General features: G+C 72.6%; 16 protein-coding genes. 12 read left to right on the top strand and 4 right to left on the bottom strand.

All coding sequences use genetic code 11. From position 1 onward, the window contains the following. The first annotated feature begins 105 nt into the window (after positions 1 to 105). From D3A59_RS03335 to D3A59_RS03325, 3 genes are read left to right on the top strand one after another with little or no spacing between them, the layout of a single operon-like run. Positions 106 to 567, top strand: a complete 462-nt coding sequence (locus D3A59_RS03335) for a response regulator (RefSeq protein WP_240635922.1) — start codon at positions 106 to 108, stop codon at positions 565 to 567. Further along, complete coding sequence (locus tag D3A59_RS03330; RefSeq protein ID WP_170162290.1) at positions 564 to 2,090, top strand: sensor histidine kinase; 1,527 nt, start codon at positions 564 to 566, stop codon at positions 2,088 to 2,090. Before D3A59_RS03335 ends, D3A59_RS03330 begins: the two co-directional genes overlap by 4 nt. Then, positions 2,087 to 4,003: a hybrid sensor histidine kinase/response regulator gene (locus tag D3A59_RS03325; protein WP_157991378.1), complete on the top strand. Its 1,917-nt coding sequence runs from the start codon at positions 2,087 to 2,089 to the stop codon at positions 4,001 to 4,003. The genes D3A59_RS03330 and D3A59_RS03325 overlap by 4 nt, the downstream gene beginning before the upstream one ends. 48 nt (positions 4,004 to 4,051) lie before the next feature. Here D3A59_RS03325 and D3A59_RS03320 read toward each other — a convergent pair whose 3' ends face one another. Beyond that, entirely contained in the window at positions 4,052 to 5,092 is a 1,041-nt protein-coding gene (locus D3A59_RS03320; protein WP_119153506.1) for an alpha/beta hydrolase family protein, read from the bottom strand. Continuing rightward, on the bottom strand, positions 5,089 to 5,994 hold the full coding sequence (locus tag D3A59_RS03315; protein ID WP_205665092.1) for a LysR family transcriptional regulator: 906 nt from the start codon (positions 5,992 to 5,994) through the stop codon (positions 5,089 to 5,091). Before D3A59_RS03315 ends, D3A59_RS03320 begins: the two co-directional genes overlap by 4 nt. A 106-nt stretch (positions 5,995 to 6,100) precedes the next feature. Here D3A59_RS03315 and D3A59_RS03310 point away from each other — a divergent pair, with 106 nt between their 5' ends. From D3A59_RS03310 to D3A59_RS03290, 5 genes are all read left to right on the top strand, one after another. After that, positions 6,101 to 6,700 carry an FMN-dependent NADH-azoreductase gene (locus D3A59_RS03310; protein ID WP_119153504.1) on the top strand — a complete coding sequence of 200 codons (600 nt, stop codon included), beginning with the start codon at positions 6,101 to 6,103 and terminating at the stop codon, positions 6,698 to 6,700. Between the two features lie 29 nt (positions 6,701 to 6,729). After that, positions 6,730 to 7,608, top strand: coding sequence for a pirin family protein (locus D3A59_RS03305; protein WP_119153503.1), 879 nt, complete (start codon positions 6,730 to 6,732; stop codon positions 7,606 to 7,608). Between the two features lie 68 nt (positions 7,609 to 7,676). Beyond that, on the top strand, positions 7,677 to 8,504 hold the full coding sequence (locus tag D3A59_RS03300; RefSeq protein ID WP_119153502.1) for a Rossmann-fold NAD(P)-binding domain-containing protein: 828 nt from the start codon (positions 7,677 to 7,679) through the stop codon (positions 8,502 to 8,504). Between the two features lie 192 nt (positions 8,505 to 8,696). Next, positions 8,697 to 11,198 (top strand): EAL domain-containing protein, encoded by a 2,502-nt coding sequence (locus tag D3A59_RS03295; protein ID WP_170162289.1) that lies wholly within the window; start codon positions 8,697 to 8,699, stop codon positions 11,196 to 11,198. Positions 11,199 to 11,376: 178 nt separating this feature from the next. After that, entirely contained in the window at positions 11,377 to 14,214 is a 2,838-nt protein-coding gene (locus D3A59_RS03290; RefSeq protein ID WP_119153500.1) for a hybrid sensor histidine kinase/response regulator, read from the top strand. A 61-nt stretch (positions 14,215 to 14,275) separates the two neighbouring features. On the opposite strand, the gene D3A59_RS03285 is transcribed toward D3A59_RS03290, so the two are convergent. Together D3A59_RS03285 and gntR are read right to left on the bottom strand one after the other, a co-directional pair. After that, the gene (locus D3A59_RS03285; protein ID WP_119153499.1) at positions 14,276 to 15,892 is read right to left on the bottom strand and encodes a DUF4394 domain-containing protein; all 1,617 of its coding nucleotides are present in this window, start codon (positions 15,890 to 15,892) and stop codon (positions 14,276 to 14,278) included. Positions 15,893 to 16,079: 187 nt separating this feature from the next. Further along, positions 16,080 to 17,105 carry an HTH-type transcriptional regulator GntR gene (gene gntR, locus D3A59_RS03280; RefSeq protein ID WP_119153498.1) on the bottom strand — a complete coding sequence of 342 codons (1,026 nt, stop codon included), beginning with the start codon at positions 17,103 to 17,105 and terminating at the stop codon, positions 16,080 to 16,082. Between the two features lie 188 nt (positions 17,106 to 17,293). Between gntR and D3A59_RS03275 the strand changes: the two genes are divergently transcribed. The 4 genes from D3A59_RS03275 to D3A59_RS03260 are packed head-to-tail and all read left to right on the top strand — an operon-like array spanning position 17,294 to position 20,712. Further along, entirely contained in the window at positions 17,294 to 17,860 is a 567-nt protein-coding gene (locus D3A59_RS03275) for a gluconokinase (RefSeq protein ID WP_119153497.1), read from the top strand. Next, complete coding sequence (locus D3A59_RS03270) at positions 17,857 to 18,375, top strand: TRAP transporter small permease (RefSeq protein WP_119153496.1); 519 nt, start codon at positions 17,857 to 17,859, stop codon at positions 18,373 to 18,375. The genes D3A59_RS03275 and D3A59_RS03270 overlap by 4 nt, the downstream gene beginning before the upstream one ends. A gap of 4 nt (positions 18,376 to 18,379) precedes the next feature. Beyond that, on the top strand, positions 18,380 to 19,663 hold the full coding sequence (locus tag D3A59_RS03265; protein ID WP_119153495.1) for a TRAP transporter large permease: 1,284 nt from the start codon (positions 18,380 to 18,382) through the stop codon (positions 19,661 to 19,663). A gap of 26 nt (positions 19,664 to 19,689) precedes the next feature. Continuing rightward, the gene (locus tag D3A59_RS03260) at positions 19,690 to 20,712 is read left to right on the top strand and encodes a TRAP transporter substrate-binding protein (RefSeq protein ID WP_419187229.1); all 1,023 of its coding nucleotides are present in this window, start codon (positions 19,690 to 19,692) and stop codon (positions 20,710 to 20,712) included. The last annotated feature ends 177 nt before the right edge of the window (positions 20,713 to 20,889 follow it).

The following is a 20,889-nucleotide window of genomic DNA, read 5'->3' as shown; positions in this document are numbered from 1 at the left end:
GGACCGCGCGCAGCGCGAGGGTGCACCAGTGAGCGCGTCGCCGGGCCGCCCCAAGACGCGCGAAGTCCCGCTTGGCGGGACCGCGCGCAGCGCGAGGGTGCACCAGTGAGCGCCGCCGTGCCGCCGATCCTGCTGCTGGTCGAGGACAATCCGGACGACGTGCTGCTGCTGCGCCGCGCGCTGAGAAAATGCCGCACCGCGGTATTGCTGCGCGTGGCGGAGGATGGGGATCAGGCCCTGGGCCGGCTCCAGGCCGCGCTGGCCGGGACGGGCGGCGAACGCGAGCCGCTGCCCGCGCTGGTGCTGCTGGACTGGAAGCTGCCGCGGCGCAGCGGGCACGAGGTGCTTTGCTGGATCCGTGCGCGCCCCGAGCTCGACGCGCTGCCGGTGGTGGTGTTCACCTCCTCGGCCGAGCCCGCGGACGTGCGCGCCGCGACGGCGGCCCGGGCCAATTCCTACCTCCAGAAGCCGTCCACGGCCGATGCGCTCGCACTCCTCCTGGAGGCGACGCTCGACTACTGGCTGAACCATCACATCCGACCGGGAGAACCGACATCGAATCCGTGAAGCTGCGCGTGCTGCTGCTCGACGACAACCCCGACGACCGCGTGCTCGCGCTGCGCGAGCTGGAGCGCGAATTCCCGGGCGTGCAGGCCCGGCAGGTGGCCGATCGCGAGGGCTTCGAGGCGGCGCTGGAGGAGGCCGGGTTCGACATCGTCGTCACCGACTTCCAGATGCGCTGGAGCACCGGGCTGGAGGTGCTGCAGCGCGTGAAGACGCGCTGGCCCGGCCTGCCGGTCGTCATGTTCACCGCCACCGGCACGCAGGAGATCGCGGTGCAGGCGATGAAGTCGGGCCTCGACGACTATGTCGTCAAGAGCCCGCGCCACTACCTGCGCCTGGCGGCCGCGGTGCGCAGCTGCCTGGACCGCCACGAGATCCGCCTGCGCGCGATCCGCTCGGAGACCCGGCTGCAGTCGCTGCTGGAGCACACGCGCGTGGGCGTGTTCCGGCTCACGCCCGAGGGCGAGCTGCAGGACGCCAACCGCTCGATGCGGGAGATGCTCTCGCTGGGCGAGTCCTGCGCGCTCGGCGAGGCCTCGCACCCGCTGCTCGACACCGCCCGCGAGCTCGCCGCGACGCTCGTGGCGCGCGGCGACACCGCCGAGCGCGAGGTGGTGGTGGTGCGTGACGAGGCCGGCAGCGACCGCCGCCTCGAGGCCGACCGTGCGCCGGCGGCGGCGCACTACTACGCGCTGAAGGTGGTGCGCGTGCCGGTCAACGGCCACGACGCGATCGACGGGCTGGTGGACGACACCACCCCCTTCCGCCGCGCCGACCGCGCGCTGCTCGAGCTCAACCGCACGCTGGAGCGCCGCGTCGACGAGCGCACCCGGCAGCTGCGCGAGGCCAACGAGTCGCTCGAGGCCTTCGGCTACTCGGTCTCGCACGACCTGCGCGAGCCGGTGCGCGCCATCCAGGGCTACGCCCAGGCGCTGCGCGAGGACTTCGCTGCCGGGCGGCTCGACGACGCCGACGCCTTCCTGGCGCGCATCGACGCGGTGTCGCTGCGCATCGACCGCATGGTCAGCGACCTGTTCGAGTACTCCAGGCTCTCGCGCGCCGAGCTCGCGCTGTCGCCGCTGTCGCTGGAGGCCGCGCTCGACGAGGCCTGCGTCCAGCTCGCCGGGGACCCAGCTTTCCAGCAGGCGCGGCTGCTGCGCGAGGGCGAGCCCTGGCCGGCGGTGTGCGGCCATTGCGCGACGCTCGTGCAGGCGCTGGCCAACCTGCTGTCGAACGCCGCCAAGTTCGTGCCGCCCGAGACCGGGGCGCAGGTCGCCGTGCGCGCCCGGCGCCACGGCGGGCGCGTGCGCGTCGAGGTCGCCGACCGGGGCATCGGCATCGCCGCGGGCGAGCAGGCGCGCATCTTCGAGGTCTTCCAGCGCCTGCACGGCCAGGAGCGCTACCCGGGCACCGGCATCGGGCTGGCGCTGGTGAAGAAGGGCATCGAGCGCATGGGCGGGCAGGTGGGGGTGCATTCGGAGCCGGGCGAGGGCTCGGTGTTCTGGTTCGAACTGGAGGCAGCTTGACGGACGCCATGGACGAGGTGCTGCGCATCCTGCTGGTCGACGACAACCCGGACGACCGGGCGCTGGCGTTGCGCGAGATCCGCAAGGTGCTGCCGGCGGCGGTGGTCGACGAGGTGGGCGACGGCGAGCGGCTCGACGCGCTGATCGCGTCGGGGGCCGACTGGGACGTGGCGGTCACCGACTACCTGCTGCGCTGGTCCACCGGCCTGGAGGTGTTCGACCGGCTGCGCCGGGAGCGGCCCGGGCTGCCGGTGATCATGTTCACCGCCAGCGGCAGCGAGGAGATCGCGGTGGCGGCGCTCAAGCAGGGCCTGGACGACTACATCACGAAGACCGCCAAGCACTACGGCCGCATCCCCTATGCCGTGCGCGCCTGTGCCGAGCGCCGGCGCCGGCGCCGCGAGGCCGAGGCGGCGTCCGCGGCGCTGCGGCAGCACAAGGCGATGCTGCAGCTCGCGATGGAGGCCGCCGCGCTCGAGGCCTGGGAGCACGACCTCGAGACCGGCAGCACGGTGCTGCACGGCCGCTCCGAGCAGGTCTTCGACGGCATCCGCCGCGAGATGGGTCTCGAGCGGCTGCTCGGCTACCTGCACCCCGAGGATCACGACCGGGTGCGCGCTCAGTTCCTCGCCGCGGCAGCGGGCGTCGCGCGCTTCGACGCCGAGTTCCGCGTCCTGCCGCAGGGCCGCGAGCGCTGGCTGCGCGCGACGGCGATCGTCGACGCGGGCGAGGGCCGCCGCCGGCTCGTCGGCGTGATCGAGGACATCACGCGGCGCAAGCGCCAGGAGCAGCAGCTGCGCGAGGCCGACCGGCAGAAGGACCAGTTCATCGCGACGCTCGCGCACGAGCTGCGCAACCCGCTCGCGCCGATCCGCTACGTCGCGCACCTGCTGCAGCCCGGAGCGCCGGAGTCCAGCGTGGTGCGGGCGCGCGAGGTGATCGAGCGCCAGTCGGCGCTGATGGGCCGCCTGCTCGACGACCTGCTCGACGTCAGCCGCATCACGCTCAACCGCATCGAGCTGCGACGCGAGCGGCTCGACCTGCGCGAGGTGCTGGGCCGGGCGGTCGAGGACATCCGGCCCTTGGCCGACGCTTCCGGCCACGCGCTGTCGCTGGCGCAGCCGGCGGCGGCGCTGTGGGTGGACGGCGACGAGGTGCGGCTGCACGAGATCGTCGACAACCTGCTGCACAACGCCATCAAGTTCACGCCGCGTGGCGGGCGCCTGTCGCTCGCCCTCGGCCACGAGGGAGGCGACGCGGTGCTGTGCGTCCTCGACAACGGCGTCGGCATCGTGCCGGACATGCTCGAGCGGGTGTTCGAGCCCTTCGTGCAGGTGAGCGCGGGGCCGGGCGCGGCCTCGCCCGGCGGGCTGGGCATCGGCCTCGCGGTCGTGAAGCGGCTGGTTGCGCTGCACGGCGGAGAGATCGAGGCGCGCAGCGCCGGCCTGGGGCAGGGGGCGGAGTTCGTCGTGCGGCTGCCGCTCTCGGAGGCGCCGGCCGCGGCACCGTCCGCGACCGGCGAGGTGGCGGCGGAGGCGAGCTGGCGCAAGCCGCGCGTGCTGGTGGCCGACGACCAGCCCGATGCCGCCGAGAGCCTCGCGCTGGTGCTGGAACTGCAGGGCCATGCGGTGCTGACGGCCTTTGACGGCCTGCAGGCGCAGCGCGTCGCCGAGCGCGAGCGGCCGGAGGTGATGGTGCTCGACATCGGCATGCCGGGCCTGGGCGGCGACGAGCTCGCGCGCTGGGTGCGGAGCCAGCCCTGGGGCGCCGGCGTGCACCTGGTGGCGGTGACCGGCTGGGGCCGCGACGAGGACCGCCGGCGGCTGCGCGAGGCGGGCTTCGACGCGCACCTGGTGAAGCCGGTGGACGTGGACGAGCTGCTGCAGGCCGTCGAGCGGCGCCGCCGGTCCTGAGCCGGCGCGGAGGCGGCCTCCGCCTCAGGTGAAGGAGCGGTGGGGCCGCTATCGCCCCTTCTCTGGCAGATGTCGGACGAAGAATGCCGCGATCGCGGCGTTCAGCTTCGGCACCTCGGTGTCCCGCCGGAAACCGGGCGGATCGGCGATCAGCGCGGCGACGGCCCCGGAGAGCCGGGGCGGCAGGGGGCCCAGCAGCGCGCCGTGGCCCCCGGCGGGCAGCTCCGCCAGGTGTTCGCAGGAGGTGCAGTGCCGCAGCACGAAGTCGCTGTGGAAGCTCGGCACGAGCCAGCGGTCCGCCCTCGCGGAGACGATGGCGAGGGCGGCCTTCGGCGCCTTCAGCGACTCGGGGTCGAAATCCGCGGCGAAGGGCACCCCGGCGACGATCGCCGCGATGCGCGCGTCCTCGTGGCCGTACCAGGACGAGTCGTCGAGCTTCCTGTCGAGGACGGCGCGAACCATCGCGCGCTTGATGCCGTCGAACGGCCCCCCGTCGAGCGACACCGCCGGGCCCGCGCAGGCATGGAAGTCCTCGGCGAGGTGGTCCTGGCAGTGCTTGCGCAGCCGCGACGGCGACCACCTGCCGCCCGCGAGCGTCAGCGCGGTGTGCCCGCCCGCGGACATGCCGTACATGCCGACGCGGTCGAGGTCGAGGCCCGGCGCGAAGCGGGGCTCCCTGGCGAGGCGGTCGATCGCCCGCGTCACCTCGAGCGGCCTGCGCTTCCAGCTCGGCGGCCCGGGCTCGCCCGCGTCCTGGTGGTTGTCCCCCTGGTGCTCCGGCAGGGCCACGGTGAAACCGGCCGCCACCAGCGCCCGGGCGAGCTCGGCGTGGACCCAGGGCGAGGCCGTCGATCCGTGCGAGATCACGACCAGCCGCCGCCGGCCCGGCAAGGCCGGGGCATCGGGCGCGACGTCGAGCCGGAACGGCCCGCGCTGCTCGCTTCGCTCCGGCTGCGTCGCCGGATAGAACACCGTGACCGGTCCCGAGCCCGCGTCGGCGGGCAGCTCGACCAGGCCCGTCGAGGCATTCGCGGCCAGGCCGGCGAGGGCCGCCACGGCGAAGGCGAGGAAATTCCGAATCCTCTTCATCGCGATCCCTCCCGCTGCAGCGCCTGCTCCAGCATCTCCAGGAACACCCGCGTCTTCTCCGGCATCAGCCGCCGCCCGGGCATCACCGCCCAGCCCACCGAGTCCGGCAGGCACCAGTCCGGCAGCACGCGCACCAACCGGCATTCCCCCCCGGGTGCGCCGAGGTGCCGCTCGGGCAGCGGGCCGATGCCCAGCCCCTGCTCGATCAGCTGGCCGAGCAGCGTCGGCGAGTTCGCCGTGGCGCGCAGCGAGGCCAGTCCCTCCCAGCGCCGCGTCCCCTGCGTCAGCAGCCAGGGCAGCGCATCGCCGTCGCGCTGGCGCAGCGCCAGCCCGTCGTGGCGCAGCAGGTCCTCGGGCTCCAGCGGCGTGCCGCGCAGCGTCAGGTAGTCGCGCGAGGCGTACAGGCCCCAGCCGTGGCGGAACAGGCGGCGCGCCACCAGCGTCGCGTCGTCCGGCAGCTCGCCCATGCGCAGCGCGAGGTCGAAGCCCTCGCCGATCAGGTCCACGCGCCGCGCCGAGACGTCGAGCTCCAGCGAGACCTCGGGATGGCGGCGCAGGAAGCCGGCGACGAAGCCCGGCAGGTCGCGCAGCGGCGGGTCGCTCGGCAGCGACACGCGCAGCCGCCCGCTCGGCCGCGCCTGCCGGTGCAGCGCGAGCGAGGCCGCGGCGTCCACCTCCTCGGCCACCTGGCGCGCATGCACCAGCAGGTGGTGCCCGAAGTCGGTGAGGCTGAGCTTGCGCGTCGTGCGCAGCAGCAGCCGCTCGCCGAGCTGGCGCTCGAGCTCCGAGATGCGGCGCGACACGGTGCTCTTGGGCTGGCCGGCGCGCTCGGCGGCGCGGCTGAAGCTGCCGCTGTCGGCCACGCGCGCGAAGAGCAGCAGGCTGCCCGGGTCGATTTCCACGATTGTTCTCCTGGTGGAACAAAGTTGTGCATCAAACCGGCTTTTTAACGCAGATCCGCATCAATACAGTAGAGCCATCGAATCCCCCCGCACCGAAAGGCATTCCATGAAGATCCTCGCCATCCATTCCAGCGCCCGCGTCGACGGTTCCCAGTCCACCCGCGTCGCGCAGGACATCGTCGCGAAGCTGCAGCAGCGGCACCCGCAGGCCGAGGTCACGGTGCGCGACCTGGCGCGCAACCCGCATCCGGTGCTCGACGAGGCGGCGCTCGGCGCGCTGTTCACGCCGCCCGAGCAGCGCAGCGCCGAGCAGGCCGCGCGCGTCGCGCTCGACGACGCGCTGATCGCGGAGCTGAAGGCGCACGACGTGATCGTGCTGGGCGTGCCGATGTACAACTTCGGCGTGCCGGCGCAGCTGAAGAACTGGATCGACGCGGTGGCGCGCGCGCAGGTCACCTTCCGCTACACCGAGAACGGCCCGCAGGGCCTCGTGACCGGCAAGACCGTCTACGTGGCGTTGGCGCGCGGCGGCCGCTATCGCGACACCGCCGCCGACACGCAGGTGCCCTACCTGCGCATGGTGCTCGGCTTCCTCGGCATGACGGACGTGCGCTTCGTCTACGCCGAAGGCTTCGCGATGGGCCCGGACGCCGCGCAGCAGGCGCTGCGCGAGGCCGCGGAACAGATCGACACGGTGGTGGCCTGAGGGCCGGCGACCGCCAGGAGGACCCGACGATGACGACGAATCCCGACGCGGTCGCGACCGAGACGCCGCTGCGGCGCTCCCGCAGCGTCGAGCGCCTGGTGCGCGGCACGCCGACCTCGGACGGCGCGGGCGTGAAGCTGCTGCGGCTGCTGACCCAGCCGCTGCAGCGCCGGCTCGACCCCTTCCTGATGCTCGACAACTTCGGCAGCGACCGGCCCGGCGACTACATCGCCGGCTTCCCCGACCATCCGCACCGCGGCTTCGAGACCGTCACCTACATGATCGCCGGCCGCATGCGCCACCGCGACAGCGCCGGCCACGAGGGCCTGCTGGAGAACGGCGGCGTGCAGTGGATGACGGCCGGGCGCGGCCTCGTGCACTCGGAGATGCCGGAGCAGGAGGAGGGCGTGATGGAGGGCTTCCAGCTCTGGCTGAACCTGCCCTCGCAGCACAAGCTGTGCGAGCCCTGGTACCGCGACATCCAGACCGGGGCGATCCCCGAGTTCCGCCACGCGGGCGTGACGGCGCGCGTGATCGCCGGCCACAGCCACGGGGTGGCGGGCGCGGTGCAGCGCGAGCACACCGAGCCGCTCTACCTCGACCTGCATTTCGACGCCGGCACCCGCTTCGAGCAGGTGCTGCCGCCGGGGCACAACGCCTTCGTGGTGGTCTACCGGGGCGAGCTGCGCATCGGCGACAAGCCGCTGCCGGCGCAGCAGATGGCGATCCTGCGCAACGAGCCCGAGGCCGACGGCGTGCGGCTGGAGGCCGACGCGCCGGCCCGCGCGCTGCTGATCGCCGGCCGGCCCCTGAACGAGCCGATCGCGCAGTACGGCCCCTTCGTGATGAACACGAACGAGCAGATCTACCAGGCGGTCGAGGACTTCCGCGCCGGCCGCTTCGGCTGAAGCCGGGCGCGGGGGGGCATGACCCGGCGCGCCATGCCGGCGAGGATGCGCCGGCATACTGCGCCCTTATGTCCCTGCTGAACCACGCCCTCTCCGCCGCGCAGGCGCGCCCGCCCGGCGCGGCGGCGCGCCCGGCCCGCATCGCGGTGCTGATCGGCGCGGGCGGCGCGCTCGGCTCGGCGGTGCTCGAGCAGGCGCTCGCCTGCGGCGACTTCGCCCGGGTGCGCGCCGTCGTCACGACGCCGGTCGCCCCGGCGCTGCGTGGCTTCGAGTCCGCCACGCTCGCCGAACTGCAGGCCGGCGGCGCGGCGCACGCGCCCGACACCGCGCTGATCGTCTTCGACCGCGAGCGCCACGCCAACGGCCGCGACGCGGCCTTCCTGCGCCCCGAGCCGCAGCAGCTGCCCGGGCTCGCGCGCACGCTGCGCGACGCCGGGGTGCGGCACCTGCTGGTGGTGCTGCCGCACGTGGCGGCCTCGCTGCCCACCGCGCTGAAGCACGGCCTCGCGTCGCTCGACGAGCAGGCGGTGGCCGCGCTCGACTTCGAGCACCTGGTGATCGTGCGCTCGGCGCAGCCGCCCCGCACGGTGCGCGGCAGCCGGCTCGAGCGCCTCGCGGCGTGGATGCTGACGCAGTTGCACCTGATGGTGCCGCAGGGCGACCAGCCGGTGCGCGCCGTCAAGGTCGCGTCCTTCGTCGTGCAGCTCGCGCGGCGGCTGCCGCTCGCCCGGCGCGGCACCCGCGTGGTGCCGCCGGAGGTGGTGTGGCGCGGCGCGCAGGACGACGCGGTCGCCGCGGTGGTGCATGCCTGGCTCCATGACGAGGCGATGCCGCCGCTGCGCACGCCGGCGCGGCGTCCCCCGCGGGCCCTGGGGGGCAGGCCACCGGAGGCATGACGGTTGCTTGCAGCGGGAGGCGGGATGCGCGGGGTCGCCGCGTGTTCCGATGTGCCTGAGCCGAGCCGTGGAAGTCCGATTCTTGCCGTTCCCTTTCCTCCCGCCCGAACGATCACCGCCTTCCCGCAGCACCCGCCCGGCCCGGGCCGCCTTGCCTGTCGTCGTCGCCCGCACGGCCGGGGGGCGGGCGGCATGACGCGGCACAAGCGCGTCGAGCGCTCGCTGCGGCACAGCGAGGACCGCTACCGCACGCTGTTCACCCACATGACCGAGGGCTTCGCGCTCGGCGAGGTCCTGCTCGACGGCGGCGGCCGCCCGGCCGACTTCGTGCTGCTGGAGATCAACGCGGCGTTCGAGTCGCAGACCGGGCTCGGGCGCGAGGTGCTGGGGCGGCCCGCGCACGAGTACCTGCCGCGGCTCGAGCAGTCCTGGCTCGACCGCTTCGGCAGCGCCGCGCTGAGCGGCGAGCCGGCCCGCTTCGAGAACTACAACGCCGACACCGGGCGCCACTACGACGTCTACTGCTTCAGCCCGCGCCGCGGCCGCTTCGTCGCGCTGGTGCGCGACATCACGCCGCACAAGCGCCTGGAGCAGGCGCTGCGCGACACCGAGCGGCGCTACGCGGCGCTGTTCAACAACCGCACCAACGCGATCGCGCACTGCCGCGTCGTCCGCGACGCGCAGGGCCGGCCGCGCGACTACGTGATCGAGACCGTCAACGAGACCTACGAGCGCATCATCGGCGTGCGGCGCCAGGACATCGAGGGGCGGCGCGTCACCGAGTCCTTCCCGGGCATCGAGGCGATGGATTTCGACTTCGTCGGCGAGTTCGGCCGCATCGCGCTCGAGGGCAGCGAGGGCAGCTTCGAGGTGTTCTTCCCGCCCACCGGGCAGTGGCTGGCGATCCACGTCCACAGCCCGAAGCGCGGCGAGTTCACGGCGATCTTCAACGACGTCACGCGGCAGAAGCAGGTGCACGCGGCGCTGCGCGAGAGCGAGGAGAAGCTGCGCGCCACCTTCGAGCAGGCCGCGGTCGGCATCGTGCACGTCGCGCCGGACGGGCGTCTGCTGAGCGCCAACCGCAAGTTCGGCGAGATGCTCGGCTACGGCGAGGACGAGTTGCGCGGCATGCGCTTCGCCGACCTCGCCTACGAGCCGGACCGCGAGATCGGCGTCGACGACTTCCGCCGCTCGATGCGGGGCGAGATCCGCACCTTCACGGTCGAGAAGCGCTGCCGGCGACGCGACCGCGCGATCATCTGGGTGCGCATCACCGCCTCGACCGTGCGCGACCCGGATCGCGGCGCGAGCCGCTACAGCATCGTCATCGTCGAGGACATCACCGAGCGCAAGCACGCCGAGCGCCGCGCGCACGAGGCGGCGCTGCATGACCCGCTCACCGGCCTGCCCAACCGCCGGCTGGTGTTCGAGTACGCCGCGCACCTGGTGGCCGCCGCGACGCGCCGCCACGGCCAGGGCGCCTTCCTGTTCATCGACCTCGACCGCTTCAAGCCCGTCAACGACCTCTACGGCCACGAGACCGGCGACCTGCTGCTGCAGGAGGTCGCCAAGCGGCTGCAGGAGTGCGTGCGCCACGAGGACCTGGTCGGCCGCCTCGGCGGCGACGAGTTCGTGATCGTGCTGCCGCACCTCGACGAGCCGCACCTCGCCGCCGCGGTGGCGAACCACGTGATCGACAGCGTCTCGAGCCCCTTCGAGGTCGGCGAGCTCGACCTGTCGGTGACGCCGTCGATCGGCATCAGCCTGTTCCCGCAGCACGGCACCGGGGTCGACGCGCTGATTGACGCGGCCGACCGCGCGATGTACCAGGCCAAGCAGGCGGGGCCGGGCGGCTACCAGGTCTACGCGCCCGAGCTCGACCACCAGGCGGTGCAGTCCTCGCTCGTCGAGGCGCGGCTGAAGGCGGCGCTGCGCCGCGGCGGCCTGGCGCTGCACTACCAGCCCGTGATCGACCTGAGGAGCGGCCGGCTGAGCGGGGCCGAGGCGCTGCTGCGACTGCACGACGAGGACGGCCGCGCCATCAGCCCGGCGCGCTTCATCCCGATCGCCGAGTCCGCGGGCCTGATCGCGCGCCTGGGCGAGTGGGTGGCGACCGAGGCCTGCCGGCAGCACGCGGCCTGGCTCGCCGAGGGGCTGCCGCCGATCACGATCGCGATCAACGTCTCACCGCTGCAGTTCCGCCAGCGCGCCTTCGTGCAGCGGCTGGTGGCGGTGGTGCGCGAGCACGGGATCGATCCGGCCTGCTTCCAGGTCGAGGTGACCGAGAGTACGGTGATGGACAGCGTGCCCGAGGCTGTCGAGACGCTGCGGGCGCTGAAGTCTGCCGGCATCCGCGTCGCGCTCGACGACTTCGGCACCGGCTACTCGAGCCTGAGCCACCTGAGCCAGCTGCCGCTGGACAAGCTCAAGGTCGACCAGTCCTTCGTCAAGCGCCTCGAGCACGACCGCGCCAGCCGTGCCATCACCGAGGCGATCATCGCGCTCGGCCGCACGCTGAGCCTGGAGGTGGTGGGCGAGGGGATCGAGTCGGACAGCGCGCGCGACTACCTGCACGAGCACGGCTGCGACCAGGGCCAGGGCTACCTCTACAGCCGCCCGCTGCGCACCGACGAGTTCGCCGACTGGTACCGCCGCACCGAGGGAGTGCCGCCGCACCGGGGCGCGGCCTGCTGAGCGCCGCGCGCCTGCGCCTCGCCCGGCCCCGCCCGCTCCGGGCGGGTGTGCCAACGCAGGCACAAGACATCCTGTTTCTTATCTTTCTTGATGTGGGATAAGATGGTTGATTGGTTTTCCGATTCCCTTCGATCAATTTTCCCGGGGCGGGCGAGTAATACCCGGCAGTTTCTCCACGATGTCGAACGATGAACATTCCAGCGCGCTGAAGGAGGCGCAGGCACGTCACCGGCAGATCGTCGACAGTGCGAGGAGTTTCGCCATCATCGTCAGCGACCTGCAGGGGCGCATCACCGACTGGAACGCGGGCGCGGAGCATGTGCTGGGCTGGACCGAGGAGGAAATGCTCGGCCAGACGATGCACCGTTTCTTCACGCCCGAGGATATTGCCCGGGGCCGCCCCGAAACCGAAATGCGCTGCGCGCTGGAGCAGGGGTTCTCGCCCGACGAGCGCTGGCATCTGCGCAAGCACGGCCAGCGTTTCTGGGCGGCGGGGGAAATGACGCCGCTCAAGGACGAGGCCGGAAACGTCTGCGGTTTCGTCAAGATCCTCTGCGACCGGACCGGGCAGCGCCGCACCACGGTGGAGCTCGCGCAGCTGAACGCGACGCTGGAGGCGCGGGTGGCCGAGCGCACGCGCGAGCGCGACCGGCTGTGGCGCAACTCGCAGGACCTGCTGCTCGTGATCTCGCCGGACGGCCGCTTCCAGGGCGTCAACCCGGCCTGGACGAGGCTGCTGGGCTACACGGAGCAGGAACTGCTCGGGAAACGGGTGGAGGAGTACGTGCACCCGGACGATGCGGAGGCGACGCGCGCCGCGATGCGCGAGGCCCGATCGACGCCGCTCGCGCACTTCGAGGCGCGCAGCCGCGCCCGCGACGGCAGCCATCGCTCGATCGTCTGGGTGGCGGCCTCGGAGGAAGGCGTCATCTATGCCAACGGCCGGGACGTGAGCCGGGAACGAGCGCAGGCCGAGGAGCTGGCCCGCACCAATGCGGCGCGCCTGCGCCTCGCGCTCGCGGTCGGCGAGATGGGCGTCTGGGAATGGGATGTGCGGTCGGACCGCGTGCGCTGGCTGGAGGGCGCGGCGGCGCTGCACGGCTGCGCGCCGCACGAGCAGCCCGCCGATTTCACGATGGAGCGATACGCGCAGCTGATCCATGTCGACGACCGCGGGCGGCTGAAGGCCTCGATCGAGGCCGCGATCTCCGGCGGCAGGATCCAGCGCGTCGAGTACCGCACGATCTGGCCCGACGGCAGCGTGCACTGGCTCGAGGCGCGCGGCGAGATGTTCTTCGACGCCGAGGGGCGGCCTGCCGTGATGTCGGGCGTGACGGTGGACATGACGCGCCGCAAGAAGACCGAGCGGGACCTCGAGTTCATCGCCCGGGCGAGCGCGGAACTGGCGCGCCTGGTCGAGCCGCGCAGCGCGCTCGACAAGCTCGCGCAGCTCGCGGTGCCGTCCTTCGCCGACTGGTGCGTGGTGGACATGCTGGGCGAGGACGGCACGCTCGAGCGCGTGGCCGCGGCCCACGTCGATCCGGACAAGGTGCAGTTCGCGCGGGACCTCTACCGGCGCTTCCCGCCGGACCCGGCCGGCGCGCACGGCGCCTGGAAGGTGATCCGCACCGGCCGCACCGACATCGTGCAGGAGGTGACGGACGAGATCCTCGAGTACGCGATCCGCAACCCGGACTACCGGGCGGCGCTGCGCGAGCTCGGCCTGCGCTCCTTCATCGGCGTGCCGATCGTGGTGCACGGCCGCGCGACGGGGGTGGTGAGCTTCATCACGGCCGAGTCCGGGCGGCTCTACGAGGAGCGCGACCTCGCGGTGGCCGAGGACATGGCGCGACGCGCCTCGGTCGCGATCGAGAACGCCCGGCTCTACCAGGTGCTGCAGGAGTCGGACCGCGGCAAGGATGTCTTCCTCGCGACGCTGGCGCACGAGTTGCGCAACCCGCTCTCCGCGATCGCGAACGCGATGAAGGTGGTCGAGCTGTCGCCGGACAAGCACGAGCGGGTCCGCGCGGCGACGCGCATCGTCGGGCGCCAGATCGGGCAGCTGACGCATCTCGTTGACGACCTGATGGACGTCTCGCGCATCACGACCGGCAAGATCGAGTTGCGCCGCGAGCGCGTCGACCTCCGCGCGGTCCTCTCCGGCGCGCTGGAGAACTGCCGCGCCGAGATCGAGGCCGGGCAGCACGAGCTGACCCTCGCGCTGCCCCCCGAGCCCGCCGAGCTGCTCGCCGACCCGAACCGGCTCACGCAGGTCTTCGCCAACCTGCTGAGCAACGCGGCCAAGTACACCGAGCGCGGCGGGCGCATCGCGCTCGCGCTCGAGGCGACGCCCGGGGAGTTCGTGGTGCGGGTGCGGGACACCGGTGTCGGCATCCCGGCCGAGCGGCTGCAGGACGTGTTCCGGATGTTCTCGCAGATCACCCATCCGCTCGAGCGCAGCCAGGGCGGGCTCGGCATCGGGCTGGCGCTGGTGGACGGGCTGGTCCGGCTGCACGGCGGACGCGTGGAGGCGCTGAGCGCCGGCGCGGGGCAGGGCAGCGAGTTCGTCGTCCGCCTGCCGAGGCCGCCGCAGCAGGCGGCGGAAACGCCCGCTGCCGCCGCGGCGGCGCAGCCGGGGGCGCAGGCCGGGCCGGGGCGCCGCATCCTGGTCGTCGACGACAACGTCGACGCGTCCGAGGCGCTCGCGCAGCTCCTCGGCCTGCTGGGCCACGAGGTCGTGGGCCTGGTGCACGAGGGCATCGCGGCCCTGGAGGCGGCGCAGCGGCTCGAGCCCGACATCGTGCTGCTCGACATCGGGTTGCCGGGCCTCAACGGCTACGAGGTCGCGCGCCGCCTGCGCGAGCAGCCGGGCGGCCGCCGCCGCCCGATCCTGGTCGCGCTCACCGGATGGGGCATGGACAGCGACAAGGCGCGCGCCTTCGAGGCCGGCTTCGACCGCCACTGGGTCAAGCCGGTGGGCCTGGAGCAGCTCTCGGAACTCGCCACGCTGGGCTGAGCCGGGCCTGGACTCCGCCGCCCGCGCCGCACGGCGGCGAGGCGGGCAGCGGAGCCGGGCGTCAGAGGCGCACGGCGATGTCGAGCAGTTGCGGGCCGCCGGCACCGCCGATCTGCGCCAGCGCCGGGTCGCTGAGCCCGGGCGGGGTCGCCACGGCCCCCGTCGCGAGTGACACCGAGTACAGCGAGAAGGGGCCGCTGGCGCCGCTGCGCAGGGCCGCATAGGCTGCGTTGCCGCCCCCGGCGATGTCGAACGCGACGGATCCCGCAGCCACATCCCTCCCCAGCGGCCCGACCTCGACCAGCGTGCCCTCGTTCGGCGGCACCTGCTGGGCGAGCACGTCCGCCGCGGCGTCGAGGTCGAACAGGGTGGTGGCCTGCGCGCCGGCGAAGCTGTTGGTGTAGGCGGCCGCCGCCACGCTCGCGGAACCCGTCGCGCGCCGGACCTCGCCGTCGGTGGTCGTGGCTCCGGTGTCGACGTTGATGCGCAGGTTCTGCCCGGTGTCGCTCACCACGCGCAGCCGGTCGGCGACCGGGTTGAAGTCGACGCTGAAGCTCGTGCCGGCGAGCGCCGTGTAGGGCGTGCTCGTGTCGGCCGCGTCGGCGGCGAGCCGGGAGCGGAAGGCGGCCGCGCCGGTGGCGGGATCGACGGTGTAGAGGTTCCCGCTGGCGGACAGCGCGTAGAGCATGCCGTCGGCCGGCCGGAAATCGATGCCCACCACGCGTTCCCCCGCGTCCCGGAGCCCGGTGATCGCGAGCTCGGCGGACAGCGTGTTCGGCGTGCGCGGATCGAATCGCACGAGCCGGCCGTCCACGGTCAGGCCGAAGACGGTGGCGGGCGCCGGCTGTCGCAGCGCCAGCCCGACCACGGCCTCGCCCGAAGCCACCGGTCCGAGGCTCGTTGCTCCCGCTCCGGCCGCGGCGGAGAGGTCGATGCGGTAGAGCTGGGTGGTGTTCCCTGCCCTCAGCGCCGCGTAGGCGGCGTTGCTGCGCGCGTCGATGTCGAAGCCGTTGACGCCGCCCGCGCCGCGCACGCCGACGTCGACGCCGCTGCCGAGCGTGCCCGCGTTCGGCGGATCCTGCAGGTAGCGCAGGCCGCTGGCGGCATCGAGCGCGAACAACTGCGTCGAGACGGTGCCCGCGAACGCGTTGGTGTAGGCCGAGGCGGTCACGCTCGCGCTGCCGCCAGTGGCGGCGAGCGCGCCGTCCGTGATCGTGTCGCCGGTGTCGACGTTGATGCGCAGGTTCTGGCCGGCGTCGCTCACCACCCGCAGCCGGTCGGCTGCCGGGTTGAAGTCGACGCCGAACTGGCTGCCAGCGAGGCCGGCGAAGGGGTTGTCGTCCCCGGCGGCGACCTGCAGCGTCGCCTTCAGGGTCGCTGCGCCGCTGGACGCGTCCACCGTGTAGAGCCGCCCGGTGCTCGACAGCGCGTAGAGCAGGCCGTCAGCCGGTCGGAAGTCGATGCCGAGCAGCGTCTCGCCCGATGCGAGCCCGGAGACGGACACCGAGCCGCGCACGGTGGCGGGATCGGCGCGGTCGAAGGAGATCAGCTTGCCCGAGGCGGTGAGCATGACGGCGTCCCCGGACGCGTTCGCCCGGTTCCCGTCGCCATCGCCTCCGCCGCCTCCGCAGGCGGCGAGCACGGCGACGGTCGATGCGATGAAGGTCTTGCGAAACATGAGCCTCTCCTTGGTGATGTGCGGGTTTTGAGCACGACGCATACCCGCCAGCGCCGCCCGGACGCGGCGGGACACGCCGTGACCGTGCTCTACGCACGGCCCGCAGCGCCGGATGCACCCTGGAGAAACCTTTTTCGATCGGCGGGCCGGGGAGGGTGGCGGGCGCGATGCGTCCCGCGCCCCGGGCTCAGCTGCTGGCGCGCACCACCACGCGGTAGTCGAGTTGCACCGCGTCCGCCGCCGGCCGCTCGCCGCGCATCAGGGCGAGCAGCATGCGCGCGCCGGCCTCGCCGACCTCGAAGCGCGGCGTGCGCACCGTGGTCAGCGGCGGCAGCATCTGCTCGCTGCCCGCGAGGTCGTTGAAGCCCGCGACCGCCAGCCGCCCCGGCACCTCCACGCCGAGCCGCGCCGCGGCGAGCAGCCCGCCCTGCGCCAGGTCGTCGTTGCAGAAGAAGACCGCGTCCACCTCGGGGCGGGTCTTCAGCAGCTCCTCGAGCAGCCGCGCGCCGAGCGCGATCGACGAGGGCTCGGGGTTGAGCAGCTCCAGGCGGGGGTCGTAGCAGCCGGCGCGGCGCATCGCGCGCCGGTAGCCCTCGGCGCGCTGCAGCGTGCGCGGGTCGAGCTGCGCGGCGACGAAGGCCACGCGCCGCCGCCCGCGGGCGAGCAGGTGCTCGGTGATCGCCGCGCCCGCGTCGGCCTGCGAGAAGCCGACGCAGTGCACGCCCGGCACCTCGGCGCACTCCATCAGGTGCACGCAGGGCACGCCGCTGCCGCCGATCAGCCGGCGCGCGGCCTCGGTGCGGTCGAAGCCGGTCACGAGCAGCCCGGCCGGGCGGTGCGCGAGGTAGCTGCGCAGCAGCAGCTCCTCCTCGGCCGGGTCGTAGTGCGTGACGCCGATCAGCGTCTGGTAGCCGGCCGGGAAGAGCACCCGGTGCACCGCCTCGAGCACGTCGACGAACAGCGCGTTCGACAGCAGCGGCACCAGCACCGCGACGTGCGAGCTGCGCGCCGACGCGAGCGCACGCGCGGCCGGGTCCGGCACGTAGCCGAGCCGCTGCGCCGCCGCCTGCACCCGCTCGACGAGCTCGGCGGCGACGCCGCGCTCGCCGCGCAGCGCGCGCGACGCGGTGATGGGGCTGACTCCCGCCTCGCGGGCGACTTCCTGGAGCGTGACGCGGCCGCTGGAGCGCCGACGGCGGGGGAGAGTGTCCATTGCTACGGGTTTTCCCGGTTCGAATTATGTGGGGCAGGGTTAGGATAGCGCTACCATAGCGACCCCGGCAAGCATCGCGTTCGTTTTCCGGACGCCTTCGCCCGACTCTGTTCCGTGTTTGCGGCGCAAGGGGCCGCTTGTTCTCGACGAAATCTGCTCCAGCCCGCCGGCTGTTTTTTTCGACCCGTATGGATAGCGCTACCAACTCGACCGAAACGGCCACTGCGCCGGACCCTGACGCCTCGCCCGCTGCCGCGCGAGCCCTGGTCGTGATGGGCGTGGCGGGATGCGGCAAGTCCAGCGTCGGCGCGCTCTGCGCGCAGGCGCTGGGCTGGACCCCCCTCGAGGGCGACGACTATCACTCGTCCGGGAGCGTCGAGAAGATGCGCCAGGGCACGCCGCTCACCGACGAGGACCGCCAGGGCTGGCTCGAGCGGCTCGGGCAGCTGATGGCCGCCCATCCGGGCGGCAGCGTGCTGACCTGCTCGGCGCTCAAGCGCCGCTACCGCGATCAGCTGCGCGCCGCGGTGCCGGGGCTGCGCTTCGCCTTCCTCGACCTGGACCGCGCCACCGCCTACGCCCGCGTGTCGCAGCGTCCCGGTCATGTCTTCCCGCCCAGCCTCGTCGACAGCCAGTTCGCGACGCTGGAGAGCCCGGTCGGCGAGCCCGGCGTGCTGCGCGTGGACGCGACCGCGCCGCTGGCCTCGATCGTCGCCAGCGTCACCGGCTGGCTGCAACAGCAGGAGATCCGATGACCCCGACCGACAGGAAGAAGGACAGCTCGCCGGGCGCCCGGCTGCACCGCGCCACCGAGGCGCTGATCGCGCTGAGCCTGGCCGGCATGGTGCTCGCCGTGTTCGTCAACGTGGTGCTGCGCTACGTGTTCGACACCGGCATCGTGTTCTACGAGGAGCTGTCGCGGCTGCTGTTCGTGTGGCTGGTGTCGATCGGCGCCGTGCTCGCCAGCGTCGAGAACAAGCACCTCGGCTTCGACATGGTGGTCTCGCGGCTCAAGGGCGTGCCGAGGCTGCTGTGCAACGTCGCCACGCGGGTCGCGATCGCCGGCGTGCTGCTGCTGGTGGTGCGCGGCTCGTGGGACCAGGTGATCGCAGGCATGGACTCGCGCAGCACCGTGATCGGCTACCCGCTGGCGCTCGCCGCCGCCTCCACGCTGGTGCTGGCGGTCGGCATGCTCGGCGTGCTGTTCGCGCAGACCGTGCTGGAGTGGCGCGCGCCGCCGCACCAGGCGCCCGACGCCGTGACGGAGTGACGCCATGCCCGTGACCCTGATCTTCCTCGGCGTGCTGCTCGGCGGCATGGTGATCGGCATGCCGATCGCGCACGCGCTGCTGCTCAGCGGCGTGGCGCTGATGTGGCACCTCGACTTCTTCGACGCGCAGCTGCTCGCGCAGAACCTGCAGGCCGGCTTCGACAGCTTCCCGCTGCTGGCGGTGCCCTTCTTCATCCTCGCCGGCGAGCTGATGAACGCCGGCGGCCTGAGCCGGCGCATCATCGACCTGGCCAGCGCCTTCGTCGGCCACATCCGCGGCGGCCTGGGCTATGTCGCGATCGGCGCGGCGGTGCTGCTGGCCTCGATGTCCGGCTCGGCGATCGCCGACACCGCGGCGCTGGCGACGCTGCTGATCCCGATGATGCGCGCGCAGAAGTACCCCGACAGCTACGGCGCGGGCCTGCTCGCCTCGGGCGGCATCATCGCGCCGATCATCCCGCCGTCGATGCCCTTCGTGATCTACGGCGTCACGACCAACACCTCGATCAGCAAGCTCTTCATGGCCGGCGTCTTCCCCGGCCTGCTGATGGGCAGCGCGCTGCTGTTCGCGTGGTGGTCGATCGCGCGCAGCCACAAGCTCGAGTCGTCGATGCAGCGCGTCTCCTGGCCCGAGCGGCTGCGCGTCTTCGGCCGCAGCGTCTGGGCGCTGATGATGCCGGTGATCATCCTCGGCGGCCTCAAGGGCGGCGTGTTCACGCCGACCGAGGCGGCGGTGGTCGCGGCGGTCTACGCGCTGTTCGTGTCGGTGTTCATCTACCGCGAGCTGCGCTGGGCCCAGGTCTACGAGGTCTTCGTCGCCGCGGGCAAGACCACCGCGGTGGTGCTGTTCCTGTGCGGCGCCGCGACCGTGACCGCCTACATGATCACGCTCGCCGACCTGCCCAACCAGCTCGCCGAGACCTTCTCGCCGCTGATGGACAAGCCGGTGCTGTTCATGGCCGTGATGATGGCTTTCCTGCTGCTGGTCGGCACCGCGATGGACCTGACGCCGACGATCCTGATCTTCGGCCCGGTGGCGGCGCCGCTGGCGATGAAGGCCGGGATCGACCCGGTCTACTTCGGCTTCATGTTCATCTTCGTCGGCTGCCTCGGCCTCATCACGCCGCCGGTGGGCACGGTGCAGAACGTCGTCGCCGGCGTCGGCCGGCTGCGCATCGAGACCGTGATCCGCGGCACCACGCCCTTCCTGCTGATGTACATCGCGCTGCTGGCGCTGTTCGTGATTTTTCCCTCGCTGGTCCTCAAGCCGCTGCAGTGGCTGAGCTGACCGGACCCCACCCTTAGGAGACCGACATGAAACTCAACATGACCCGACTGATGGCCGCCGCCACGGTGGCTCTGGCGACGCTCGCGGCCGGCGCCGCGCAGGCCCAGGACATCAAGCCGCGCCTGATCCGCTTCGGCTACGGCCTCAACGAGCAGTCCAACCAGGGCCGCGCGGTGAAGGTGTTCGCCGACGAGGTGAACAAGCTCTCCGGCGGCAAGATGAAGGTGCGCGCCATCGGCGCGGCCGCGCTCGGCTCGGACACGCAGATGCAGCAGGCGCTGATCGGCGGCGCGCAGGAGATGATGGTCGGCTCGACCGCCACGCTCGTCGGCATCACCAAGGAAATGGCGCTGTGGGACACGCCCTTCCTGTTCAACAGCGTCAAGGAGGCCGACGCGGTGCTCGACGGCCCGACCGGCGAGAAGATCAAGGACAAGCTGCAGGAGAAGGGCCTGGTCGGCCTGGTGTACTGGGAGAACGGCTTCCGCAACCTCACCAACAACAAGCAGCCGGTCAACAAGCTCGAGGACCTCAACGGCGTGAAGCTGCGCGTGATGCAGAACAACGTCTTCCTCGACAGCTTCAAGTCGCTCGGCGCCAACGCGGTGCCGCTGCCTTTCTCGGAGCTGTTCACCGCGCTCGAGACCAAGGCGGTCGACGGCCAGGAGAACCCCTACAACACCATCCTGTCGAGCAAGTTCTACGAGGTGCAGAAGTACCTGACCGTCACCAACCACGTCTACAGCCCGTGGATCGTCACGGTCAGCAAGAAGTGGTGGGACGGCCTCTCGAAGGACGAGCAGGCGGTGCTGATGAAGGCCGCGAAGACCAGCCGCGACTTCGAGCGCAAGGACACGCGCGAGGAGGCCGCCAAGGCGCTGGCCGAGCTCAAGGCCAAGGGCATGCAGGTCAACGAGCTCTCGCCCGCCGAGGCCAACCGCATGCGCGACCGCCTGACCCGCGTCAACGCCAGCATCGCCGCCAACGTCGGCATGGACCTGTGGCAGGACGTGCAGAAGCAGCTCGCGCAGCTGCGCGGCCAGAAGTGAGGCCGCGCCGCGCGGCGTGACACCCCGCGCCGCCGCGCCGCCCCGGCCGCACTGCCCCGGCCGGGGCAGTGCGGCCTTTTCGCGCCACCGCCCCCGGGCGGTGCCGGCGCTTGCGGGTCCGCCCCGGCAACAAGCAAGAGGATTCGAAGATGAACCCGATCGAACTGGTCGCGCACG

It is taken from the genome of Caldimonas tepidiphila, assembly GCF_003569765.1.
GTDB lineage: Bacteria > Pseudomonadota > Gammaproteobacteria > Burkholderiales > Burkholderiaceae_C > Caldimonas > Caldimonas tepidiphila.
The sequence above is the reverse complement of the archived record's forward strand: the minus strand, read 5'-3'. Positions and strand labels throughout refer to the sequence as shown.